Below are 17,396 nucleotides of genomic sequence, written 5' to 3'. Positions count from 1 at the left end.
CAAGCGCCGGACGGGCTTTTATCTCCATCGCCGGCTCCGCCGAGTTCGTCCTCAAACGCCGGACCGGCTTCTGAACTCCGTCGCCGGCTGCGCCAGGCTCGTCCTCAAACGCCGGACGGGCTTTTATCTCCATCGCCGGCTCCGCCGAGTTCGTCCTCAAACGCCGGACCGGCTTCTGAACTCCGTCGCCGGCTGCGCCTTGCTCCTCCTCAGACGCCGGACGGGCTCTGATGTTCTTCGTCAGGCCTCGTTTTTAATAATGGCCAGCATTATACTCGTACCCATGGCCCCTACATTCGGTTCCGCGACCCGCGAGAAATTGCTGCGTGCCGGTGAGGAGGTGTTTGCCGCTCAAGGGGTGGACGGGGGCCAGTTGCGGGACATCGTTCGGCTGGCCGGGCAGGGCAATCCCTCAGCCGTGCAGTACCACTTCGGCTCGCGGGCCGGGTTGCTCGATGCCGTCATGGCCGAGCGCCAGCGTCGTACGGAGCGGGTGCTCGGCGTCGAGTTGGAGCGGGTCGGCGGTACCGGGGCCGATCTGCGTGGACTGCTCACCGCCCTGGTGAACGCCGAGGCGAGCGAATTGCGTACCGAGCGGGGGCGCCGCTGCCTCCGTATCTCCGCCCAGCTCAGCCACGAGAGCGGTGTCCGCACCCGCACCCCACATCCCACCCTCGACGGCACCCTCTACTGGATGCTGATCGGGCACGTCGAGGAGCGGGTCGGCCGGGTCGCGCCCGGCCTCCCGGAGCCGTTGCGGCTCGAACGGCTCGACCTCGCCCTCACCCTGATCGGCGCCGCCCTGGCCGACCGCGCCCGCCAGTACCTGGCCGGCACCACCCCCCTGACCGGCGAGGACGTCTTCCTCGCCGACCTCGTCGAGACGACCGCGGCGCTGTTGCTGGCCCCGCATCCCACCCCTGGACCTGGAGACACCTCATGAGCCAGCAGGAGACCCATCCGCACGACCTCACCGGCCGGACCGTCGTCATCACCGGCGCCGCGCGCGGGCTCGGCGCCGAGGCCGCGCGCCAGGCCGTCGCCGCGGGGGCGAACGTCGTCCTCACCGACGTGCTCGACGACGAAGGGCGGGCCACCGCGGCCGAACTCGGCGAGCGTGCCCGGTTCGTCCGTCACGACGTGACCTCCGAGGAGGACTGGCGGGCCGTCGTCAACTTCGCCGTACGCGAGTTCGGCGACCTGCACGGCCTGGTCAACAACGCCGGGATATCCACCGGCCAGTTCCTGGAGTCGGAGTCCGTCGAGCACTTCCGCAAGGTCCTCGACATCAACCTCACCGGCGTGTTCATCGGCATGAAGACCGCCGTGCCCGCCATGAAGGAGGCCGGCGGCGGCTCGATCGTCAACATCTCCTCCGCCGCGGGCCTGATAGGCCTCGCGCTCACCGCCGGGTACGGCGCGTCGAAGTGGGGCGTCCGCGGCCTCACCAAGATCGGCGCCGTGGAGCTCGGCACGGCCCGGGTCCGCGTCAACTCCGTCCACCCCGGCATGACGTACACCCCGATGACCGCCCGGGTCGGCATCGAGAAGGGTGAGGGCAACTACCCCAACACCCCGATGGGCCGGGTCGGCGAGGCGCACGAGATCGCGGGCGCCGTGGTCTTCCTGCTCTCCCCCGCCGCGGCCTACGTGACCGGCGCGGAGCTCGCCGTCGACGGCGGCTGGACGGCCGGGCCCACGGTGCAGTACGTCATGGGGCAGTGAGGCCGAAGTGATGCGGGTGTGCGGTTGGATGGGCCCATGACGTCGTCCCGTGGGCCCGCGCCCGATCCCCGCGAAGAGATGCTGACCATCGTCGACGAGAACGACCAGGTGATCGGCGAGGCCCCGCGCGGGGAGGCATACGCGCGCGGGCTGCGCCACCGCTGTGTGTTCATCCAGGTCCGTGACGCGTGGGGCCGCCTCTTCGTGCACCGCCGCACCGCGACCAAGCTGGTCTATCCGTCGATGTACGACATGTTCGTCGGCGGTGTGGTCGGCGCCGGCGAGTCGTGCGACGATGCGGCCCTGCGCGAGGCCGAGGAGGAGCTCGGGGTGCACGGACTGCCGCGTCCCACCCCGCTGTTCACGTTCCTGTACGACGACGGCGCGGGGCACAGCTGGTGGTCGTACCTCTACGAGGTCCGTTGCGACCTTCCGGTGGACCCGCAGGCCGAGGAGGTCGCCTGGCACACGTTCCTCACCGACGAGGAGCTGGAGCGGAGGCTGGCCGAGTGGGAGTGGGTGCCCGACGGGCTGGCCGCCCACCGTCGCCTGCAGGCGTTCCGCGCGGGCGGCTGACCGTCGCACGCCCGGCGCGTCAGGCCCCGCAAGGCCCCTTCCGTACCGGCCGGGCGGCACGGCTTATGGTGCGGCCGTGAGCAATTTCGTACAAAGTCTGAGGCTGTGGTTCGCCCCCGAGCGCATCCGCGAGGAGGGCGACACCCCCGACTACCGCTTCTCGCTCGCCAACGAACGCACCTTCCTGGCCTGGCTGCGCACCGCCCTCGCGCTGATCGGCGGCGGCTTCGCCGTGGACCAGTTCCTGCCGGACCTGCGCTGGGGCTGGCGGATCGGGCTCGCCCTCGCGCTGCTCGCCGCCGGCGTGCTCTGCTCACTGCGCGCGGTCGACCACTGGGTGCGCTGCGAGCGGGCCATGCGGCGCGGCGAGGACCTGCCGGCCGGCCGCTTCCCGACGGTGCTGAGCCTGGCGGTCGCCGTGGTGGCGCTGGCCATGGTGATCGTCGTGCTCTTCGGGTGGGCGGGGTGACATCGGCCGGTGAGGACGACGCCCGCGACCCGGGGCTGCAGCCGGAGCGCACCCGGCTCGCCTGGCGCCGTACGACGCTGTCGGCCACGGTCGCCGCGGTGCTCGCCGCCCGCGCGGTGCTGCACTCCGGGGCCACCGCGCCGGGCGTGCTGGCCTGCGCGGTCTGTCTGCTCCTGTGGCTGGGCTTCCTCGCCGTCGCGCACCGCAGGATGGTGGCCCTGACCACGCGCGAGCCCCGGACGATGACGCTGCGGGCCGCGCGGACGGCGGCGCTGTGCACACTCGCGCTGGCCGTGTGCGCGGCGGCGATGGTGGTCTGAAGGCCCTTGTGGTGGCCCCCGGCGCGTCCCGGTGCCTCGGCTCCCGGGGCTCAGTCGTCCCAGTCCACCGTGACGACGATCTTGCCGCGGGTGCGGCCCTCCTCGCTCAGCCGGTGCGCCTCGGCCGCGCGCTCCAGCGGGAACGTCGCGTCGACGTGGACGGTCACCACGTCCTGCTCCACCAGTTCGGTGAGGTGCCCGAGGTCCGCGGCGTCGGGGCGTACGAAGCAGTAGACGCCGCCCAGGTCGACCACCCCGCCGTCCGCGATGGACGCCAACCGGCCGCCCGGCGCGAGCAGTTCGGCGGAGGCCTTGAGCGTGGCGCCGCCGACCGTGTCGAAGGCCGCGTCGACGCCGTCCGGGGCGAGCGCGCGGACCCGGTCGACGAGGCCGTCCCCGTAGGTGACCGGCTCGGCGCCGAGCTCGCGCAGGAAGTCGTGGTTGCGTTCGCTCGCGGTGCCGATGACGCGGGCGCCCGCGTGCCGGGCGAGCTGTACCGCGATCGAGCCGACGCCGCCCGCCGCCGCGTGCACGAGGACGACGTCACCCTCGCTCACCCGCAGCGCGTCGCCGATGACCTGGTAGGCGGTGAGCCCGGCGAGCGGCAGCCCCGCGGCCTCCGCGAAGGTGAGGTTGCGCGGCTTGCGGGCGAGGGTGCGCACCGGTGCCGCGACGTACTCGGCGAAGGTGCCGCGCGAGAGGAAGTCCTCGCGGACGTAGCCGATGACCTCGTCCCCGACCGCGTACTCCGGTACCGAAGCGCCCGGTTGGACCACCACACCGGAGACGTCCCAGCCGGGGATCACGGGGAAGACGGGGTCGATGAGCCCGTCGAGGTGCCCCTGGCGGCACTTCCAGTCGACGGGGTTCACGGCCGCGGCGCGCACCTTCACCAGGACGGAGTCGGGGCCGACCTTGGGGTCGCGCACCTCCCCGTACTCCAGGACGTCGGGTCCGCCGTAGCCGCGGTAGCTGATCGCCTTCATCGGGTCGCCTTCGCAGGGGTCGGGGAAACGCGGGAAAACGCGGGAAAGGGAACACCGCCCAGGGTTCCATAACGGAATTAATGGGGCATCAAGGGCTAGCCTGAGAGGGTCAACCCCTCCCCGGCAGTCACAGAAGGTGCGCGTCATGACCACGCTCCACCACGAACACCCGGTGCACGACCACATCCACGGCCCGGCCTGCGGCCACCCCGAGGTGCCGCACGGCGACCACGTCGACTACGCGCACGACGGTCACCTGCACCGGCTGCACTCCGACCACTACGACGAGTGCGAGCCGACCGGTCACACCGCCCACCAGAGCCACGACCACCAGCACGGGGACGGCTGCGGCCACGACGCCGTGACGCACGGGGACCACGTCGACTACCTCCACGACGGGCACCGGCACGCGGCGCACGACGGACACTGGGACGACCACTGACCCCTCCCCCGCACGTGTCCCGTGGTTCCCCCGTACCGGCGCCGGATGGCAGGCTGGTGCGGGGGATCACGCGTTTCCGGGGGCTTCGCGCCCGGCAGCCTCTGGACGACATACCGACTGGTCGGCATCATGAGGGGACCACGAGGGGGAACACCGCCACCTCCCGTCCGATCAGGAGCAGACGATGAGCGCAGACCACCCGCCGGGCCTCGACCTCGACCAGGTGCGCGGCCACCTCGACCGCGAGCGGCCCGGCCTGGTCGGCGGGCCGCTCACCGCCCGGCTGATCGAGGGCGGCCGGTCGAACCTCACGTACGCGGTGACGGACGGCGCCTCGCGCTGGGTGGTGCGGCGGCCCCCGCTGGGCCATGTGCTGGCCACCGCGCACGACATGAGGCGCGAGCACCGGGTGATCGAGGCGCTGCACCCGACGGACGTGCCGGTGCCCGCGCCGGTGCTGCTCTGCGAGGACGAGTCCGTCATCGGATCGCCGTTCTACGTGATGGAGTTCGTCGACGGCACCCCGTACCGCACCGCCGACGAGCTCGCGCCGCTCGGCCCCGAGCGCACCCGGGACGCGGTGCTCGGTCTCGTCGACACCCTGGTCGACCTGCACGCCGTGGACCCGGCGGCGGTCGGGCTCGGCGACTTCGGGCGCCCCGAAGGCTTCCTCGACCGGCAGCTGCGCCGCTGGGGCAAGCAGCTGGACGCCTCCCGCAACCGCGAGCTCGCCGGCATCGACGAGCTGCACGCCGCCCTCGGCCGCGCCCTGCCCGCCTCCCCCGCGCCGACGGTCGTGCACGGCGACTACCGCCTGGACAACGTCCTGATCGGCGACGACGACCGGATCAAGGCCATCCTCGACTGGGAGATGTCCACGCTCGGCGATCCGCTCACCGACCTGGGGCTGCTGGTGATGTACAGCGCGAAGCTGGAGGTGCCGGACTCCCCCGTCAGCACCACGGCGGGCGCGCCAGGGCACCCCGACCCGGCCGAGCTGATCGAGCGGTACGCCGCGCGCTCGGGGCGCGACGTGTCGGCCGTCTCCTGGTACACGGCGTTCGCGTGGTTCAAGCTCGCCGTGATCCTGGAGGGCATCCACTACCGCTACACGCTCGGCCAGACGGTCGGCGCGGGATTCGACCGGATCGGCGAGCTGGTGCCGGTGTTCATCGAGCACGGCCGCGCCACGCTCCGGGGCCAGACCCCCCAGGCACGACAGGAAGGCTGAGACAGCGCCATGGACTTCGCATTCGACGCCCGCACCGAAGAGCTGCGCGCCAAGCTGCTCGCCTTCATGGACGAGCACGTGTACCCGGCCGAGGCCGTCGCCGACGCGCAGCGCGCCGAGCTGACCTCGCCGTGGGACACCCCGGCCGTGGTCGAGGAGTTGAAGGCCGAGGCCCGCAGGCAGGGCCTGTGGAACCTGTTCTTCGTGGATGAGCACAGCCTGCCCGACGCGGGGCACGGCGCCGGTCTGACCAACCTGCAGTACGCGCCGCTCGCCGAGATCACCGGCCGCTCCCCGCAATTGGCGCCCACCGCGCTGAACTGCGCGGCGCCCGACACCGGCAACATGGAGGTGCTCGCGCAGTTCGGCTCCGCGGAACAGCAAAAGCGCTGGCTGGAGCCGCTGCTCGCCGGTGAGATCCGCTCGGCGTTCGCGATGACCGAGCCCGAGGTGGCCTCGTCCGACGCCACCAACATCACCACCCGCATCGAGCGGGACGGCGACGACTACGTCATCACGGGCCGCAAGTGGTACATCTCCGGGGCGATGAACCCGGCCTGCGAGATCTTCATCGTGATGGGCAAGACCGACCCGGACGGCGCCGACATCCGCCGCCAGCAGTCCATGGTCCTGGTCCCGCGCGACACCCCGGGCCTCGAAGTGCGCCGCGCCATGCGGGTGTACGGGTACGAGGACCACTACCACGGCGGTCACGCGGAGGTCGTCTTCGACCGGGTCCGGGTGCCGGTGTCGCACCTCATCGGCGAGGAGGGCGGCGGCTTCGCCATCGCGCAGGCGCGGCTCGGTCCCGGCCGCATCCACCACTGCATGCGGCTGATCGGCATGGCGGAGCGGGCCATCCAGCTGATGTGCGAGCGGGCGGTGGCCCGTACCGCGTTCGGCAAGCCGCTGGCCCGGCAGGGCGTCGTGCAGGAGTGGATCGCGGACGCGCGGGTCGCCGTGGAGCAGCTGCGGCTGCTCGTCCTCAAGACGGCCTGGCTGATGGACACCGTCGGCAACAAGGGTGCGCACACGGAGATCCAGTCCATCAAGATCGCGACGCCGCGCGCGGTGGTCGACATCCTCGACCGCGCGGTGCAACTGCACGGCGCGGGCGGCGTCAGCCAGGACTTCCCGCTGGCCGAGCTGTGGGCGGCGGCGCGGACGCTGCGGCTCGCCGACGGGCCGGACGAGGTGCACCAACGCTCCCTCGCACGGCGCGAGTTGAAGCGGTACGTGTAGGGCCTCAAGGGGCGCGGTCGCGTCTGCCGCGGCAGGTTCCACGGCGCGTGCGGCTCGTCGAGGGCCGCTCGCGCAGCTCCCCGCGCCCCTTAGGGCGCCCGCAGGGCCCTCAGGAGGAGGTCCGCCAGGTGGTCCGCGACCTGTTGCGGGGTGAGCGGGCCCTCCGGGCGGTACCACGTGGACAGGTGGTGGACGGAGCCGAAGTGGTAGTCCACCACCAGGTCCGCGGGGGTCGCGGTGGAGAAGACCCCGGCCTCCTGGCCCTCCTCGATCAGGGCGCGGAAACGCTCGTGGTACCGCCGCCGCTCCGCGCGGACCTGCTTGTTCTTCTCCGGGCTGAGGTGGTGCATGGAGCGGAAGAAGATCGACGCGTCGTCGAGGTTGTCGATGGTGGTGACCACGACGTCCGCGGCGGCGTCGCGCACCCGCCGCTCCACGGGGGCGTCCGCGTCGGCGATGGCGTCGAGCCGCTCCTGCTGGACGCGGAGCATGCGGGCGTAGACCTCGTGCAGGAGGTCGTCCTTGGAGCCGAAGTAGTGGTAGAGCGCGCCCTTGGTGACGCCGGCGGCCTCCACGATCTCCTGCACCGACGTGCGGTCGTAGCCGCGGTCGGCGAAGAGCCTGGTGGCGGCGGCCAGCAGGCGCTGCGGGACGGGCGTGCCGTCACCGTCCGTCGTTCTGGCCACTGCCGCCACCTGCCTTTCGCGTCACGTGTCGTTCGATGCGCGGGAACGCAGTTCCCGCCGGAGGATCTTCCCACTTGTCGTCTTCGGCAGCTCCGGCAGGATCTCCACGTCGCGCGGGTATTTGTACGCGGCGAGCCGCTCCTTGCAGTACGCGGTGAGCTCCTCGGGGCCCGTGCCGGTGCCCGGACGCAGGCTGACGTACGCCTTGACGCTCTCGCCCCGGTAGCTGTCGGGTATCCCGACGACGGCCGCCTCACGCACGGCGGGGTGGCCGTAGAGGACGTCCTCGACCTCGCGCGGCCAGACCTTGAAGCCGGACGCGTTGATCATGTCCTTCTTCCGGTCGACGACGTAGAGCCAGCCGGCCGGGTCCATGAACCCGATGTCGCCGGTGTGCAGTTCGCCGTCGGGGAAGGCCTCGGCGGTGGCCTCGGCGCGCCGCCAGTAGCCCGGCACCACCTGGGGTCCGCGCACGACGATCTCGCCGTGCTCCCCGTACGGCACCTCCTGGCCGGCGTCGTCCAGGATGCGTACGACCGTCTCGGGACCCGGGACGCCGACCGCGAGGGTGCCGGAGACCGGGTCGACCGGCGCCTCCTGTCCCGGCGGCACGGAGGCGCAGGGCGCGGTGCACTCGGTGAGGCCGTACCCGTTGTGCAGGTAGGGGCCGAAGTCGGCGCGGAACTTCTCCACCAGGGCGGGCGGCAGCGGCGCGCCGCCCGAGGAGATCATCGCGAACGAGTCGAAGTGCGCGCGGGTCGCCGCCGGGTGGGCGGCCAGCGCCATGAACGCGGTGGAGGGCCCGACCGTGTAGGCGGGGCGGTGCTCGGCGAAGGCGTCGAGGACCACGCCGGCCTCGAAGCGGTAGGCGAGCGCGAGGGTGCCGGCGTTGGCGATGCACGCGGCGACCTGGGCGACCATGCCGGTGATGTGGAAGAGCGGCGCCATCGCGAAGTAGCAGGCGCCCTCCGGGATCCCGGCGCCGACGCGCTGGCGCTCGGCGTTGTAGGTGATGTTGCCGTGGGTGTTCATGGCGCCCTTGGGGGTGCCGCTGGTGCCCGAGGTGTAGCTGATCAGCGCCACGTCCGCGGGGCCCAGCTCGCGGTCGCCGGGGGCGGGGAGCCCCTGCCGGGCGACGGCGACGAGGTCGTCGGCGTCGCCGGGGACGGGCAGCCGTTCGAGGTCGAGGACGCGGGTGTCGTTGCGGCTCTGCAGGTCGAGCTGGCAGGCGGTCAGGACGACGCGCACCGCGGAGCCTGCGGCCGTGTCGCGCAGATACGTCTCCCAGGCGCGGTCGGCGCAGATCAGCGCGCTCACCCCGGCGTCCGCGAGGACGTGCCCGACCTCCGCGGTCTTGTACATGGGGTTGACGGGGACGACGGTCGCGCCCGCCTTCCAGGCGCCGAGCAGCGCGAGGACGAAGTGCGGGGTGTTCTGCAGGAGGATCGCGACGCGGTCGCCGCGGGCGATGCCGCGCGCGGCCAGGTGTCCGGCGACGGAGTCCGAGAGCGCGTCCGTCTCGCGGTAGCTGAGCCTGCCGTCGAAGTAGGCGAGCGCGGTGTGCTCGGGGGCCCGCGCGACGGCCGCCCGGAAGGCGTGGGGCACGGAGGCGGGGGGGTGCACGGGGCCGCGCTGGGCGTCGTTGAGCCGGGCCAGCCAGGGCTTGGCCGCGTACGGGGACCCGGTGGGGGCGACGTCGTTCACCGCTGGGTCGCCTCCCACTTCTGCTGCAGGTGGTTCATGCCGGTCAGCCAGGTGTCGGGGGTGGCGGCGCGCGCCCGGTAGTACGCGTCGACCTCGGGGTGCGGCAGGATCAGGAAGCGGTCGTCGGCCATGCCCGCGAAGAGCGCGTCGGCGACGTCGGCGGGCTCGATGGCGGTGGGGGTGAGCACGAGCTCGCCCGCGGTGCCGGTGGCGGCGAGCATGTCGGTGCGCACGCCCTGCGGGCAGATCGCGTGGACCTTGACGCCGCGGTGGCGGTAGGTGAGCGAGAGCCACTCGGCGAAGGCGTACGCCCCGTGCTTGGTGACGCTGTACGGGGCTGCGCCGATCATGGTGAGCAGGCCGGCCGCGGAGACCGTCGAGACGAACCGGCCCTCGCCGCGCTCCAGCCACGCGGGCAGCAGCGCGTTCGCGGCCCGTACGTGCGCCATCACGTTGACGTCCCAGGCCGCGGCCCACACCTCCTCGGGCGCGGCCTCGCTGCCGCCGGAGCCGAGCCCGGCGTTGGCGCAGTACACGTCGATCGTGCCGCCGAGCGCCTCGCGGGCCTGCTCCACGATCGTGGACGCGTCGCCCGGCACGGCGACGCCGCCCACCTCGTCGGCGACGGATTTCGCCTTGGCGCCGTCCAGGTCGTTGACGGCGACGCGCGCTCCCGCGGCGGCGAACCGGCGGGCCAGCGCGGCACCGATGCCGCCTCCGCCGCCGGTGACGACGACTCCCTTGTCCTGCAGGGTCTCCACGATGGTTCTCCTTCGCCAGCGGCTCGGCCTCCCCGGCAGACTAACCAGTCGGTATGTCGAGGCGAAAGGGGGTCGGGGGGTACCGGAATCCGGCGGGCGCACACCGCTCCCGCACGCCCGGTCTCACGCTCCGAGACACTGCGTCCCAGGTATTGACTGCCCCCTGCATCCACCAAGAGAGTGCCGCTCGTGCACAGCGAAGCGACAGCAACAGAGAACCCCCAGGTCCAGGGCGCGGAGGCGAGTCCCGAGCGGCTGCGCCGGGTGGCCGTGGCCTCCTTCATCGGGACGGCCATCGAGTTCTACGACTTCTACATCTACGGCACCGCGGCCGCCCTCGTCCTGAACGAGGCGTTCTTCCCGACCCTCGACCCGGTCAACGCCACGCTCGCGTCGTTCTCCACGTACGCGGTGGCGTTCGCGGCGCGGCCCGTCGGCTCGGTGATCTTCGGGCACTTCGGCGACCGGGTGGGCCGCAAGTCCGTCCTGGTCGCCTCGCTGCTCCTGATGGGGCTCTCCACCGCGCTGGTCGGCCTGCTGCCGGGCTACGGCACGTGGGGCATCTGGGCCCCGCTGCTGCTGATCCTGCTCCGGTTCCTCCAGGGCATCGGGCTCGGCGGCGAGTGGGGCGGCGCGGCGCTGCTCGCGGTGGAACACGCGCCCCGCAAGAAACGCGGGCTGTACGCGGCCTTCCCCCAACTCGGCCCGTCCGTCGGGTTCTTCGCGGCCACCGGCGTCTTCTGGCTGCTCTCGGCGGCCCTCTCCGACGAGGCGTTCCGCTCGTGGGGCTGGCGGGTGCCGTTCCTGCTCTCCTTCCTGCTGGTCGGCGTCGGCCTGTTCGTACGGCTGCGGATCAGCGAGACGCCGGTCTTCGCCAAGGCCATGGCGGCGCACGAGGCGAGCAAGGCGCCCGCGCTCGACGTGCTCCGCCGCCATCCGCGCGAACTCCTGCTCGGCGCGGGCGCGATGATCGTCGCGTACGGCCTCTTCTACACCGCCACGACCTACTGCCTCTCCTACGCCACCGGCACCCTGCACATCTCCCGCAACACCATGCTGGGCCTCTCCCTGGTGGCCTGCCTCTTCCTCGCCGCCGGCACCTGGCTCGCCGCCACCCGCTCCGACGGGGCGGGGCGGCGCCGCCTCGTCCTCGCGGGTACGGGGCTCGCGGCGGTGTGGGGGCTCGTGCTCTTCCCGCTCCTCGACACCGAGCAGCCCGTGCTCATCGCCCTCGGGATCGGCGGGGCGCTGTTCTGCATGGGGGTGATCTACGGCCCGATGGGCGCCTATCTGCCCGAGCTGTTCGCCACGAACGTGCGCTACTCCGGTGCCTCGCTCTCCTACAACCTGGGCGGGGTCCTCGGCGGCGCGGTCTCGCCGCTGGTGGCGACGCGGCTGCAGTCGGCGTTCGGCTCCTCGTCGGTGGGCTGGTACGTCAGCGCGATGGCGGTCGTGTCGCTCCTCTGCGTCCTCGCGCTGCCCGAGACCCGGGACCGGGAACTGGCCTGAGCGGCATCCCCGAATTCCCCCGCCGCATTTCCGGTGGGGGAATTCAGCGGTTGAGCCACCAGCGTTGATTCTCGCCGGACAAGGCGTCCCACAGGAGATTCAGGGGATGTCCCGGCCCGTACGCGGCCCGGTCGCCGCGCCGGACGAAGACACCCACCAGCACGTCGGTCCGCGGCCCGACGTCGCCGATGACGTCGAGGCGGCGCAGCCCGGCCGCCTCGGGAAGCCCGCCGTTCTCCGCGGCGTCCCCGATGCCCCGGGTGACCAGCATCGCCCCGCTGACCACCCCGGAGCGCAGCAGCTCGAAGCCGTAGTGCGCGGCCTCTATCTCGGCGGCCACGGACAGCTGTTGACGGTAGTCGGCGCCGTACCAGGCGGTGAGGCAGCGGCCGATGAGGCCGCCCGTGGAGATCACCAGGGGCAGGCCGGGGAGCCGGCCCGCGGTGACGGACGGGCCCGGCAGCCGGTCCTCGGGCAGATTGGTGAGCAGCGCGAGACCGCTGCGGCGCCACTCGATGATCTCGTACGGATCGAGCTCCGCCTCCTGGCCCTCGGTGACCACGATGCTGCCGCAGACCAGGTCCAACTCCTTGGCCTGCAGCTTGGCGAAGAGGTCGCCGGTGCGGACATGGGTCACCTTCAGGTCCACGCCCCGCCGTTCGTACGCCTCGCCGACGCGCTCCACGGCGTCGAGGAGGAAGCCCAGCGTGTAGCGGGTCGAGCCGACCGAGAGGGTCCTGCCGAGCCGGCGGCCCGCGTCGTGGATGCCCTCCGTCCACTGGTCGAGGGTGCGCCGCGCGAGGTCGACCAGGGCCTGGCCGGTGGCCGTGAACAGGACGTCCTTGCCCCGGCCGCGCTTGAGGACCAGCGCCTCGCCGCACAGCGCCCCGAACGTGCGGTTCAGCGTGTCCAGTTGCTTCTGCACGCTCGACTGCTCGCGGCCGAGCAGCCGGGCCGCGGCGAGCGCCGTGCCGCTCTCGTGCACCGCGAGCAGCGTGCGCAGCTGGTCCATCGTGGTGTCGAGGAGATCCGTGGGGTATCGCAGCGGACCTGATAACTCCATGTGCGCGCTCTCGCTCTCCGCATCCCTCCGCATGCGCGGCCATGCAGCATAACCACAGGGGGAAACTGATCCGGAGTTCAGCACAGATTATCCACGGATTTCTTCCGGAAAATACTGGATGTGTTGTCGGTACCCATGGAATGGTCGGGTCCACTCCCACTCGTGCCCGGCCCGCGCCGGGGCCGGTTTCCCGCGGGGGTGGGAACCGGCCCCGGCAGCAGGTCGTGCACGGCATCTGGCCAGGTGGCCCGGGGCGCAGGACACTCCGGGCGTGGAGCCCTACTGGGAATTGACCTTCGACGCCGACGGCGACGCCGACACCGAGCAGCGCGCGCGGCTGCTGTCCGGCGCGGAACGTGAACACGTCACCGATCTGCTGGTCTTCGCGCACGGCTGGAACAACCAGCAGGAGGACGCGCGGGGGCTGTACCGGCGCTTCCTGTCACCCTGCCACGACCTGTGCGGGCCCGGGGTGCGCCTCGGGTACGTCGGGGTGCTGTGGCCGGCCATCCGCTTCCCCGACGAACCGATCCCCGACTTCGACCCGTCGGCCGCCCCGGCCGCCGCCACCCCGCCGGGCGAGCCGGTCCTCGATCCGGCGACCCGGCGGGCGCTCGACCGCGCCTTCCCCGACCACGGCGCGACGCTGGACCGGATCGCCGAGCTGCTCGCCGAGCGCTCCCGGGTGCCGTCCCGCGTCTACGAGTTCGGGCGGCGGGTGCGCGAGCTGGTGTCCCTGCGCGAGACGCACCCGGCCCGGCACTTCGGCCAGGACACCGGCGCGGGCGAGCCCGCCATGCTCACCGACGACGCGGTGCAGGTCTGCGAGGTGTTCGCCGCCGCACGCCTGGACACCGGGGAGCCCGCGCTCCTCGGTGAGCTGCGGGAGCGGCTGTGGGACGGCGCCCACGAACTGCTGCGGCAGGGCACGTACTACGCGATGAAGCGACGGGCGGGCGCGGTGGGCCAGTTGGGGCTCGGACCGGCCATCGGGCTGCTCGCCGCGGATGTGCCGGGCATCCGCGTGCACCTCATCGGGCACAGCTTCGGCGCCCGTCTCGTCGCGTACGCGCTGCGCGGCATGCCGGCGGACGTGCGTGCGGTGAAGTCGGTGACGCTGCTCCAAGGCGCTTTCTCGCACTACACGTTCGCCGAGCGGCTGCCGCACGACAAGTTCCGCGGCGGCGCCCTGCACGGCATGCAGCACCGCGTCGACGGCCCGCTGGTCGCCTGTCACTCGCACTTCGACGACGCGCTGGGGCGGCTGTATCCGCTGGCGTCGAAGCTGGCCGGCGACTCCACGAGCTTCTTGAACCTGTGGGAGCGCTGGGGCGCCATCGGCTACAACGGCGTCCGGGCCGTGCCGGGCACCCGGCGCATCGAGCTCGGCCAACAGGTGCCCGCCAAGGGGTGCGTGAGCATCGACGTGGCCTCGGTGGTGCGGCGGGGCGGCCCGCCCGCCGGCGCGCACAGCGACATCTGCCACGAGGAGCTGGCGCGTGTCGTGTTCGCCGCGGGACGGATCGCCCTCGCCTGACACCTCCGGTTCGCACTGTCCCTAACTACGGGCGGTGCCGGGGGAATTCGACGACCTGCTGGTACGTGGGCCGGTTCTGCCACTGGATCGGCTTGTGCGTGATGCCGCCCAGCGCCCGGTGGATGACCGAGTCCGCGCACCACTGGTCGCCCGCCTTGCAGGCGTCGTCGCCGGGATAGACCTCGGTGGCGGGCTTCGCGACGGCCTCTCCCAGGGTGGCGAGCAGGCTGTCGCGGCAGGCGTCGAGCTTGCCGCCACCGCAGTACGTCTCGGCCAGCGGCCCCTTCACCGGCTGTCCGAGGACCGTGCGCAGATCCTTGTCCGCGTACCCCCACCAGCCATACTGGAAGGCCGATCCGGCGTGCGCCCCGGTCGGGCCGTGGCCCGCGGACGGCGCCTCGTCGGTGGCCAGCTGGGACGTGAGCGCCTCGTAGAGCTCCGTGCCGAGGCCCGGCTTGAACTCGGCCTCGACGAGCCGGGGCCACCACGCATCCATGATCCGTACGGCGTCGGGGTGGGCGTAGACCTTCGAGCCCGCCGCGGTCTGGTTGCGCTGGGCACCCGCCTTCCGCCAGGCGTCCAACTGCTCGATGGCCTGGGACAGTTGCGGGTCGGTCACCGGTTTGCTGCGGAGCACCTGCAGGAGTTCGGGCAGCACCTGCTCGCCGCGCAGGTCGGTGACGGCCGCCTCCGACATGGCCCGGGTGAGGGAGGCGCGGGTGACGCCGCCCTTCTCGGTGAGCTTCTTGACCCGGCCGTCGAGCAGGTCGCCGCGGTGCACGGCGCTCACCCCGAAGCCCGCGGTGCTGAAGTCCTTGGCCTGCTTGTTGTTCCAGGAGATGTAGTAGTCCTGGTCGACGGAGTGCGGGTGTTCGGCGGGCGGGGTCTGCGCCGAGGTGTTGTCCTTCGGGTCGAAGTCACGCCACTCGTACTCCTGCCCGGCCCTGACCGGCAGGGCTGGGTCGATGCCGTCCGCGCGCTGCGGGTTGGCGCCGCTGTTGTAGTACGCGATGTCGCGCGAGTCGGCGTAGAACCAGTTGAACGCGTAGCTGATGTGCTGGGCCGCCTTCATGAACGTGTCGGCGTCCTTGACGTACGTCGGGTCGTTCAGCATCTGGAAGCCGATGATCGAGTCGGCCTCGTGGCGGTAGGTGGAGCGCAGCGAGACGTAGGCGACGGGCTTGCCGTCGACGTGCGCGCGGTGCGTGACGACGCCGTACTTCGTGCGGAAGACCTGCATGCGGTAGGAGCCGGCGGCAGTGGAGTCGGCGAGCGTCGGCTTCCAGGCGTTCTTGCGCTCCATCTTCTCCATGGGGGTGCAGGTGCCCCGGTAGAGGTAGCCGGCCGACTGCTTGGTGGGGGTGCCCCCGCCGGGCTCGCACAGTTCGACGGCGTAGGTGTCGGTGATGTCCTGGCCCGCGGAGGTGGCCGACCAGGCGTAGTCCTGGCCGCGGCCCAGCTGGACGTACATGCCGACGCCCGCGAAGGAGACGCCGCGCGCGCTGATGCCGGGGCCCTGGAGCTCCTGCTGCATCAGGAGCTGCGGCGCGAAGTAGCCGGTCTGCGGCCCGAAGACGGCGACGGGGTTGCCGCTTGCCGTGTGCTTGCCGGAGACCAGCAGGGCGTTCGACATGCCCTTCTTGTGGCCGTCGGCCCGGAAGAGATCGGGCGGCAGGACGCCCTTGTCGTACATGCCCTGCAGCGGCTTCAGCTTCTTCGGGGCGGTGACCGGGTCCTTGGCGCCGCTCTTCGCGCCGCCCGTACGGTCGTACACGAGCTGCTCGCGCTCGACCGAGCCCGGGTCGGGCAGGGCGGTGCCGCGCGCCTTCTCGGGCTTGCCCGCGTACGGGAAGCTCGTGCCGTCGTGGATGGTCTGGACGGCCTCGGGGTCGTTGCGGGCGCGGAAGGACTCCCAGACCTTCGTGCCCTGCTCGACGCCGTACTTCTGCTGGGACTTCAGCAGGGAGAGCGCGGACTCTACCTCTCCGCCGCCGCCGTTGCCGAAGAGCCCGCCGACCACGGAGGCCAGCGCGATCATGTCGGTGATCTTGAAGGGCTCGATCTCGCCGGCGTTGGTGATGGCGTCGATCTTGCCGGTGAGGACGTACTCGCCGGGGAAGTAGCGGCCGTTCTTGGACTTCACCCGGTAGGCGTTGAGCCCGTCGATGTAGGCCTGCGCGTCCTCCATGGCCTGCTTGCCGCGCTCGCCCTGGGTCGTCCTGATGTACTCGACCTGCTTCTCCAGGTCCTCCTCGGTGTACGGGGCCTGCGGCCAGAACTGCTGCTCCAGGCCCTGGTTGGCGAGGGCGCCGCCCGCGAACGAGGTCAGCTGACCGCGGCCGATGTGCCGGAACAGGTCGATGAGCCAGAGCCGGTCCTGGCCCGCGGCGAAGCCCGCGCCGAACTCGGTGCCGTAGCGCGTGGTGCCCTTGATGTGGGGGATGCCGTGCTGCTTGTCCCGGGTGATCGTCACGTCGTCGCGCGGCCTGGTCACGGAGGCGGCCTGACCCTCGCCGACCCCGAAGGACGCGTCGTCGAAGAAGTCGCTCAGCTTGTCGTCGCTGAGCGACGGATAGCCGGAGGACAGCGCGTCGTAGGGGCCCAACTGGTCGTCGGCGTGCGCGGGTTGGGTGCCGAGGAGCCGGTGGGCGAGGATCTCGGCGAGCGTCGCGTTGCCGTTGGCGCCGGGCGGCAGGATGTCCGCGCACCGGCCCCCGCAGTAGTCGGTGACCTCCTCCCGCGGGGCCGGGTCCCGCGGTGCCGCGGCGGCCCCCGGCAGCGGCGCGAGGAGCGCGGCGCCGAGCGCGAGCACCGCCCCCGCCGTGAGAGTTCTGAGCCTGACGTTGCCTCGTCGCATGGGTGCTCCTGACGGATCCAGCGGAAGACCGATGCGGCGGAGGCTACTGGCGAGTTGGCGGCGCGGAAAGATGAACATACGTCGCCTTTTCCGAATCACCACAACGCGCCCCCGTTGTGTGGGCATCACACCAGCTCACCAGGGCAGGCGAAAAAGAGTCGCGCGATGAGGGAGCCGAATCGCGTGTCGATACGTCTACTCGGCGACGTCGTTTCGAATCGGTCGACATCGACGCCGGCGAATGCGGAACACGGGTACCAGTACGGAAGTACGTGTGACGGAGGTGCA

16 protein-coding genes are annotated in these 17,396 nt (G+C 71.9%); 10 read left to right on the top strand and 6 right to left on the bottom strand.

Annotation, left to right across the window (positions count from 1 at the left end; translation table 11 throughout):
* Nucleotides 1-283 precede the first annotated feature (283 nt).
* The 5 genes from ACZ6CV_RS31985 to ACZ6CV_RS31965 all read left to right on the top strand — a co-directional run bounded on the left by ACZ6CV_RS31985 (nt 284) and on the right by ACZ6CV_RS31965 (nt 3,090).
* A complete protein-coding gene (locus tag ACZ6CV_RS31985) occupies nt 284-943 on the top strand; it encodes a TetR/AcrR family transcriptional regulator (protein WP_469254666.1) in 660 nt (219 codons plus the stop codon).
* Complete coding sequence (locus ACZ6CV_RS31980) at nt 940-1,725, top strand: glucose 1-dehydrogenase (RefSeq protein WP_469254664.1); 786 nt, start codon at nt 940-942, stop codon at nt 1,723-1,725. Before ACZ6CV_RS31985 ends, ACZ6CV_RS31980 begins: the two co-directional genes overlap by 4 nt.
* Before the next feature lie 36 nt (nt 1,726-1,761).
* Nucleotides 1,762-2,301, top strand: coding sequence for an NUDIX hydrolase (locus ACZ6CV_RS31975; protein WP_469254662.1), 540 nt, complete (start codon nt 1,762-1,764; stop codon nt 2,299-2,301).
* Between the two features lie 76 nt (nt 2,302-2,377).
* On the top strand, nt 2,378-2,770 hold the full coding sequence (locus ACZ6CV_RS31970; RefSeq protein WP_355810159.1) for a YidH family protein: 393 nt from the start codon (nt 2,378-2,380) through the stop codon (nt 2,768-2,770).
* The gene (locus ACZ6CV_RS31965) at nt 2,758-3,090 is read left to right on the top strand and encodes a DUF202 domain-containing protein (protein WP_355810157.1); all 333 of its coding nucleotides are present in this window, start codon (nt 2,758-2,760) and stop codon (nt 3,088-3,090) included. The genes ACZ6CV_RS31970 and ACZ6CV_RS31965 overlap by 13 nt, the downstream gene beginning before the upstream one ends.
* 50 nt (nt 3,091-3,140) lie before the next feature.
* Here the strand turns inward: ACZ6CV_RS31965 and ACZ6CV_RS31960 are convergent, their stop codons facing one another.
* Entirely contained in the window at nt 3,141-4,076 is a 936-nt protein-coding gene (locus ACZ6CV_RS31960; protein WP_469254660.1) for an NADP-dependent oxidoreductase, read from the bottom strand.
* 145 nt (nt 4,077-4,221) lie between these two features.
* Between ACZ6CV_RS31960 and ACZ6CV_RS31955 the strand changes: the two genes are divergently transcribed.
* From ACZ6CV_RS31955 to ACZ6CV_RS31945, 3 genes are all read left to right on the top strand, one after another.
* Nucleotides 4,222-4,518 carry a hypothetical protein gene (locus tag ACZ6CV_RS31955; protein ID WP_362371111.1) on the top strand — a complete coding sequence of 99 codons (297 nt, stop codon included), beginning with the start codon at nt 4,222-4,224 and terminating at the stop codon, nt 4,516-4,518.
* Between the two features lie 184 nt (nt 4,519-4,702).
* On the top strand, nt 4,703-5,749 hold the full coding sequence (locus tag ACZ6CV_RS31950) for a phosphotransferase family protein (RefSeq protein WP_469254658.1): 1,047 nt from the start codon (nt 4,703-4,705) through the stop codon (nt 5,747-5,749).
* A gap of 9 nt (nt 5,750-5,758) precedes the next feature.
* Nucleotides 5,759-6,991, top strand: coding sequence for an acyl-CoA dehydrogenase family protein (locus ACZ6CV_RS31945; RefSeq protein ID WP_469254656.1), 1,233 nt, complete (start codon nt 5,759-5,761; stop codon nt 6,989-6,991).
* Nucleotides 6,992-7,080: 89 nt separating this feature from the next.
* Here the strand turns inward: ACZ6CV_RS31945 and ACZ6CV_RS31940 are convergent, their stop codons facing one another.
* Genes ACZ6CV_RS31940 through ACZ6CV_RS31930 form a run of 3 tightly spaced genes read right to left on the bottom strand, consistent with a single transcriptional unit; the run spans nt 7,081 to nt 10,145 of the window.
* Nucleotides 7,081-7,677, bottom strand: coding sequence for a TetR/AcrR family transcriptional regulator (locus ACZ6CV_RS31940; protein ID WP_355810144.1), 597 nt, complete (start codon nt 7,675-7,677; stop codon nt 7,081-7,083).
* Nucleotides 7,678-7,698: 21 nt separating this feature from the next.
* Nucleotides 7,699-9,381, bottom strand: coding sequence for a class I adenylate-forming enzyme family protein (locus tag ACZ6CV_RS31935; protein ID WP_469254654.1), 1,683 nt, complete (start codon nt 9,379-9,381; stop codon nt 7,699-7,701).
* On the bottom strand, nt 9,378-10,145 hold the full coding sequence (locus ACZ6CV_RS31930) for an SDR family oxidoreductase (protein ID WP_469254776.1): 768 nt from the start codon (nt 10,143-10,145) through the stop codon (nt 9,378-9,380). Before ACZ6CV_RS31930 ends, ACZ6CV_RS31935 begins: the two co-directional genes overlap by 4 nt.
* A 186-nt stretch (nt 10,146-10,331) precedes the next feature.
* Between ACZ6CV_RS31930 and ACZ6CV_RS31925 the strand changes: the two genes are divergently transcribed.
* Entirely contained in the window at nt 10,332-11,651 is a 1,320-nt protein-coding gene (locus ACZ6CV_RS31925) for an MFS transporter (protein WP_469254653.1), read from the top strand.
* A 43-nt stretch (nt 11,652-11,694) separates the two neighbouring features.
* Here the strand turns inward: ACZ6CV_RS31925 and ACZ6CV_RS31920 are convergent, their stop codons facing one another.
* On the bottom strand, nt 11,695-12,714 hold the full coding sequence (locus tag ACZ6CV_RS31920; protein WP_469254774.1) for a LysR family transcriptional regulator: 1,020 nt from the start codon (nt 12,712-12,714) through the stop codon (nt 11,695-11,697).
* Between the two features lie 271 nt (nt 12,715-12,985).
* Here ACZ6CV_RS31920 and ACZ6CV_RS31915 point away from each other — a divergent pair, with 271 nt between their 5' ends.
* Nucleotides 12,986-14,251, top strand: a complete 1,266-nt coding sequence (locus ACZ6CV_RS31915; RefSeq protein ID WP_469254651.1) for a serine-threonine protein kinase — start codon at nt 12,986-12,988, stop codon at nt 14,249-14,251.
* A gap of 25 nt (nt 14,252-14,276) precedes the next feature.
* Here ACZ6CV_RS31915 and ACZ6CV_RS31910 read toward each other — a convergent pair whose 3' ends face one another.
* On the bottom strand, nt 14,277-17,108 hold the full coding sequence (locus ACZ6CV_RS31910; RefSeq protein WP_469254649.1) for a penicillin acylase family protein: 2,832 nt from the start codon (nt 17,106-17,108) through the stop codon (nt 14,277-14,279).
* Between the last annotated feature and the right edge of the window lie 288 nt (nt 17,109-17,396).

It is taken from the genome of Streptomyces sp. NPDC041713, from assembly GCF_055591085.1.
Note: the sequence above shows the minus strand (reverse complement) of the source record. Positions and strands in the feature narration are given on the sequence as shown.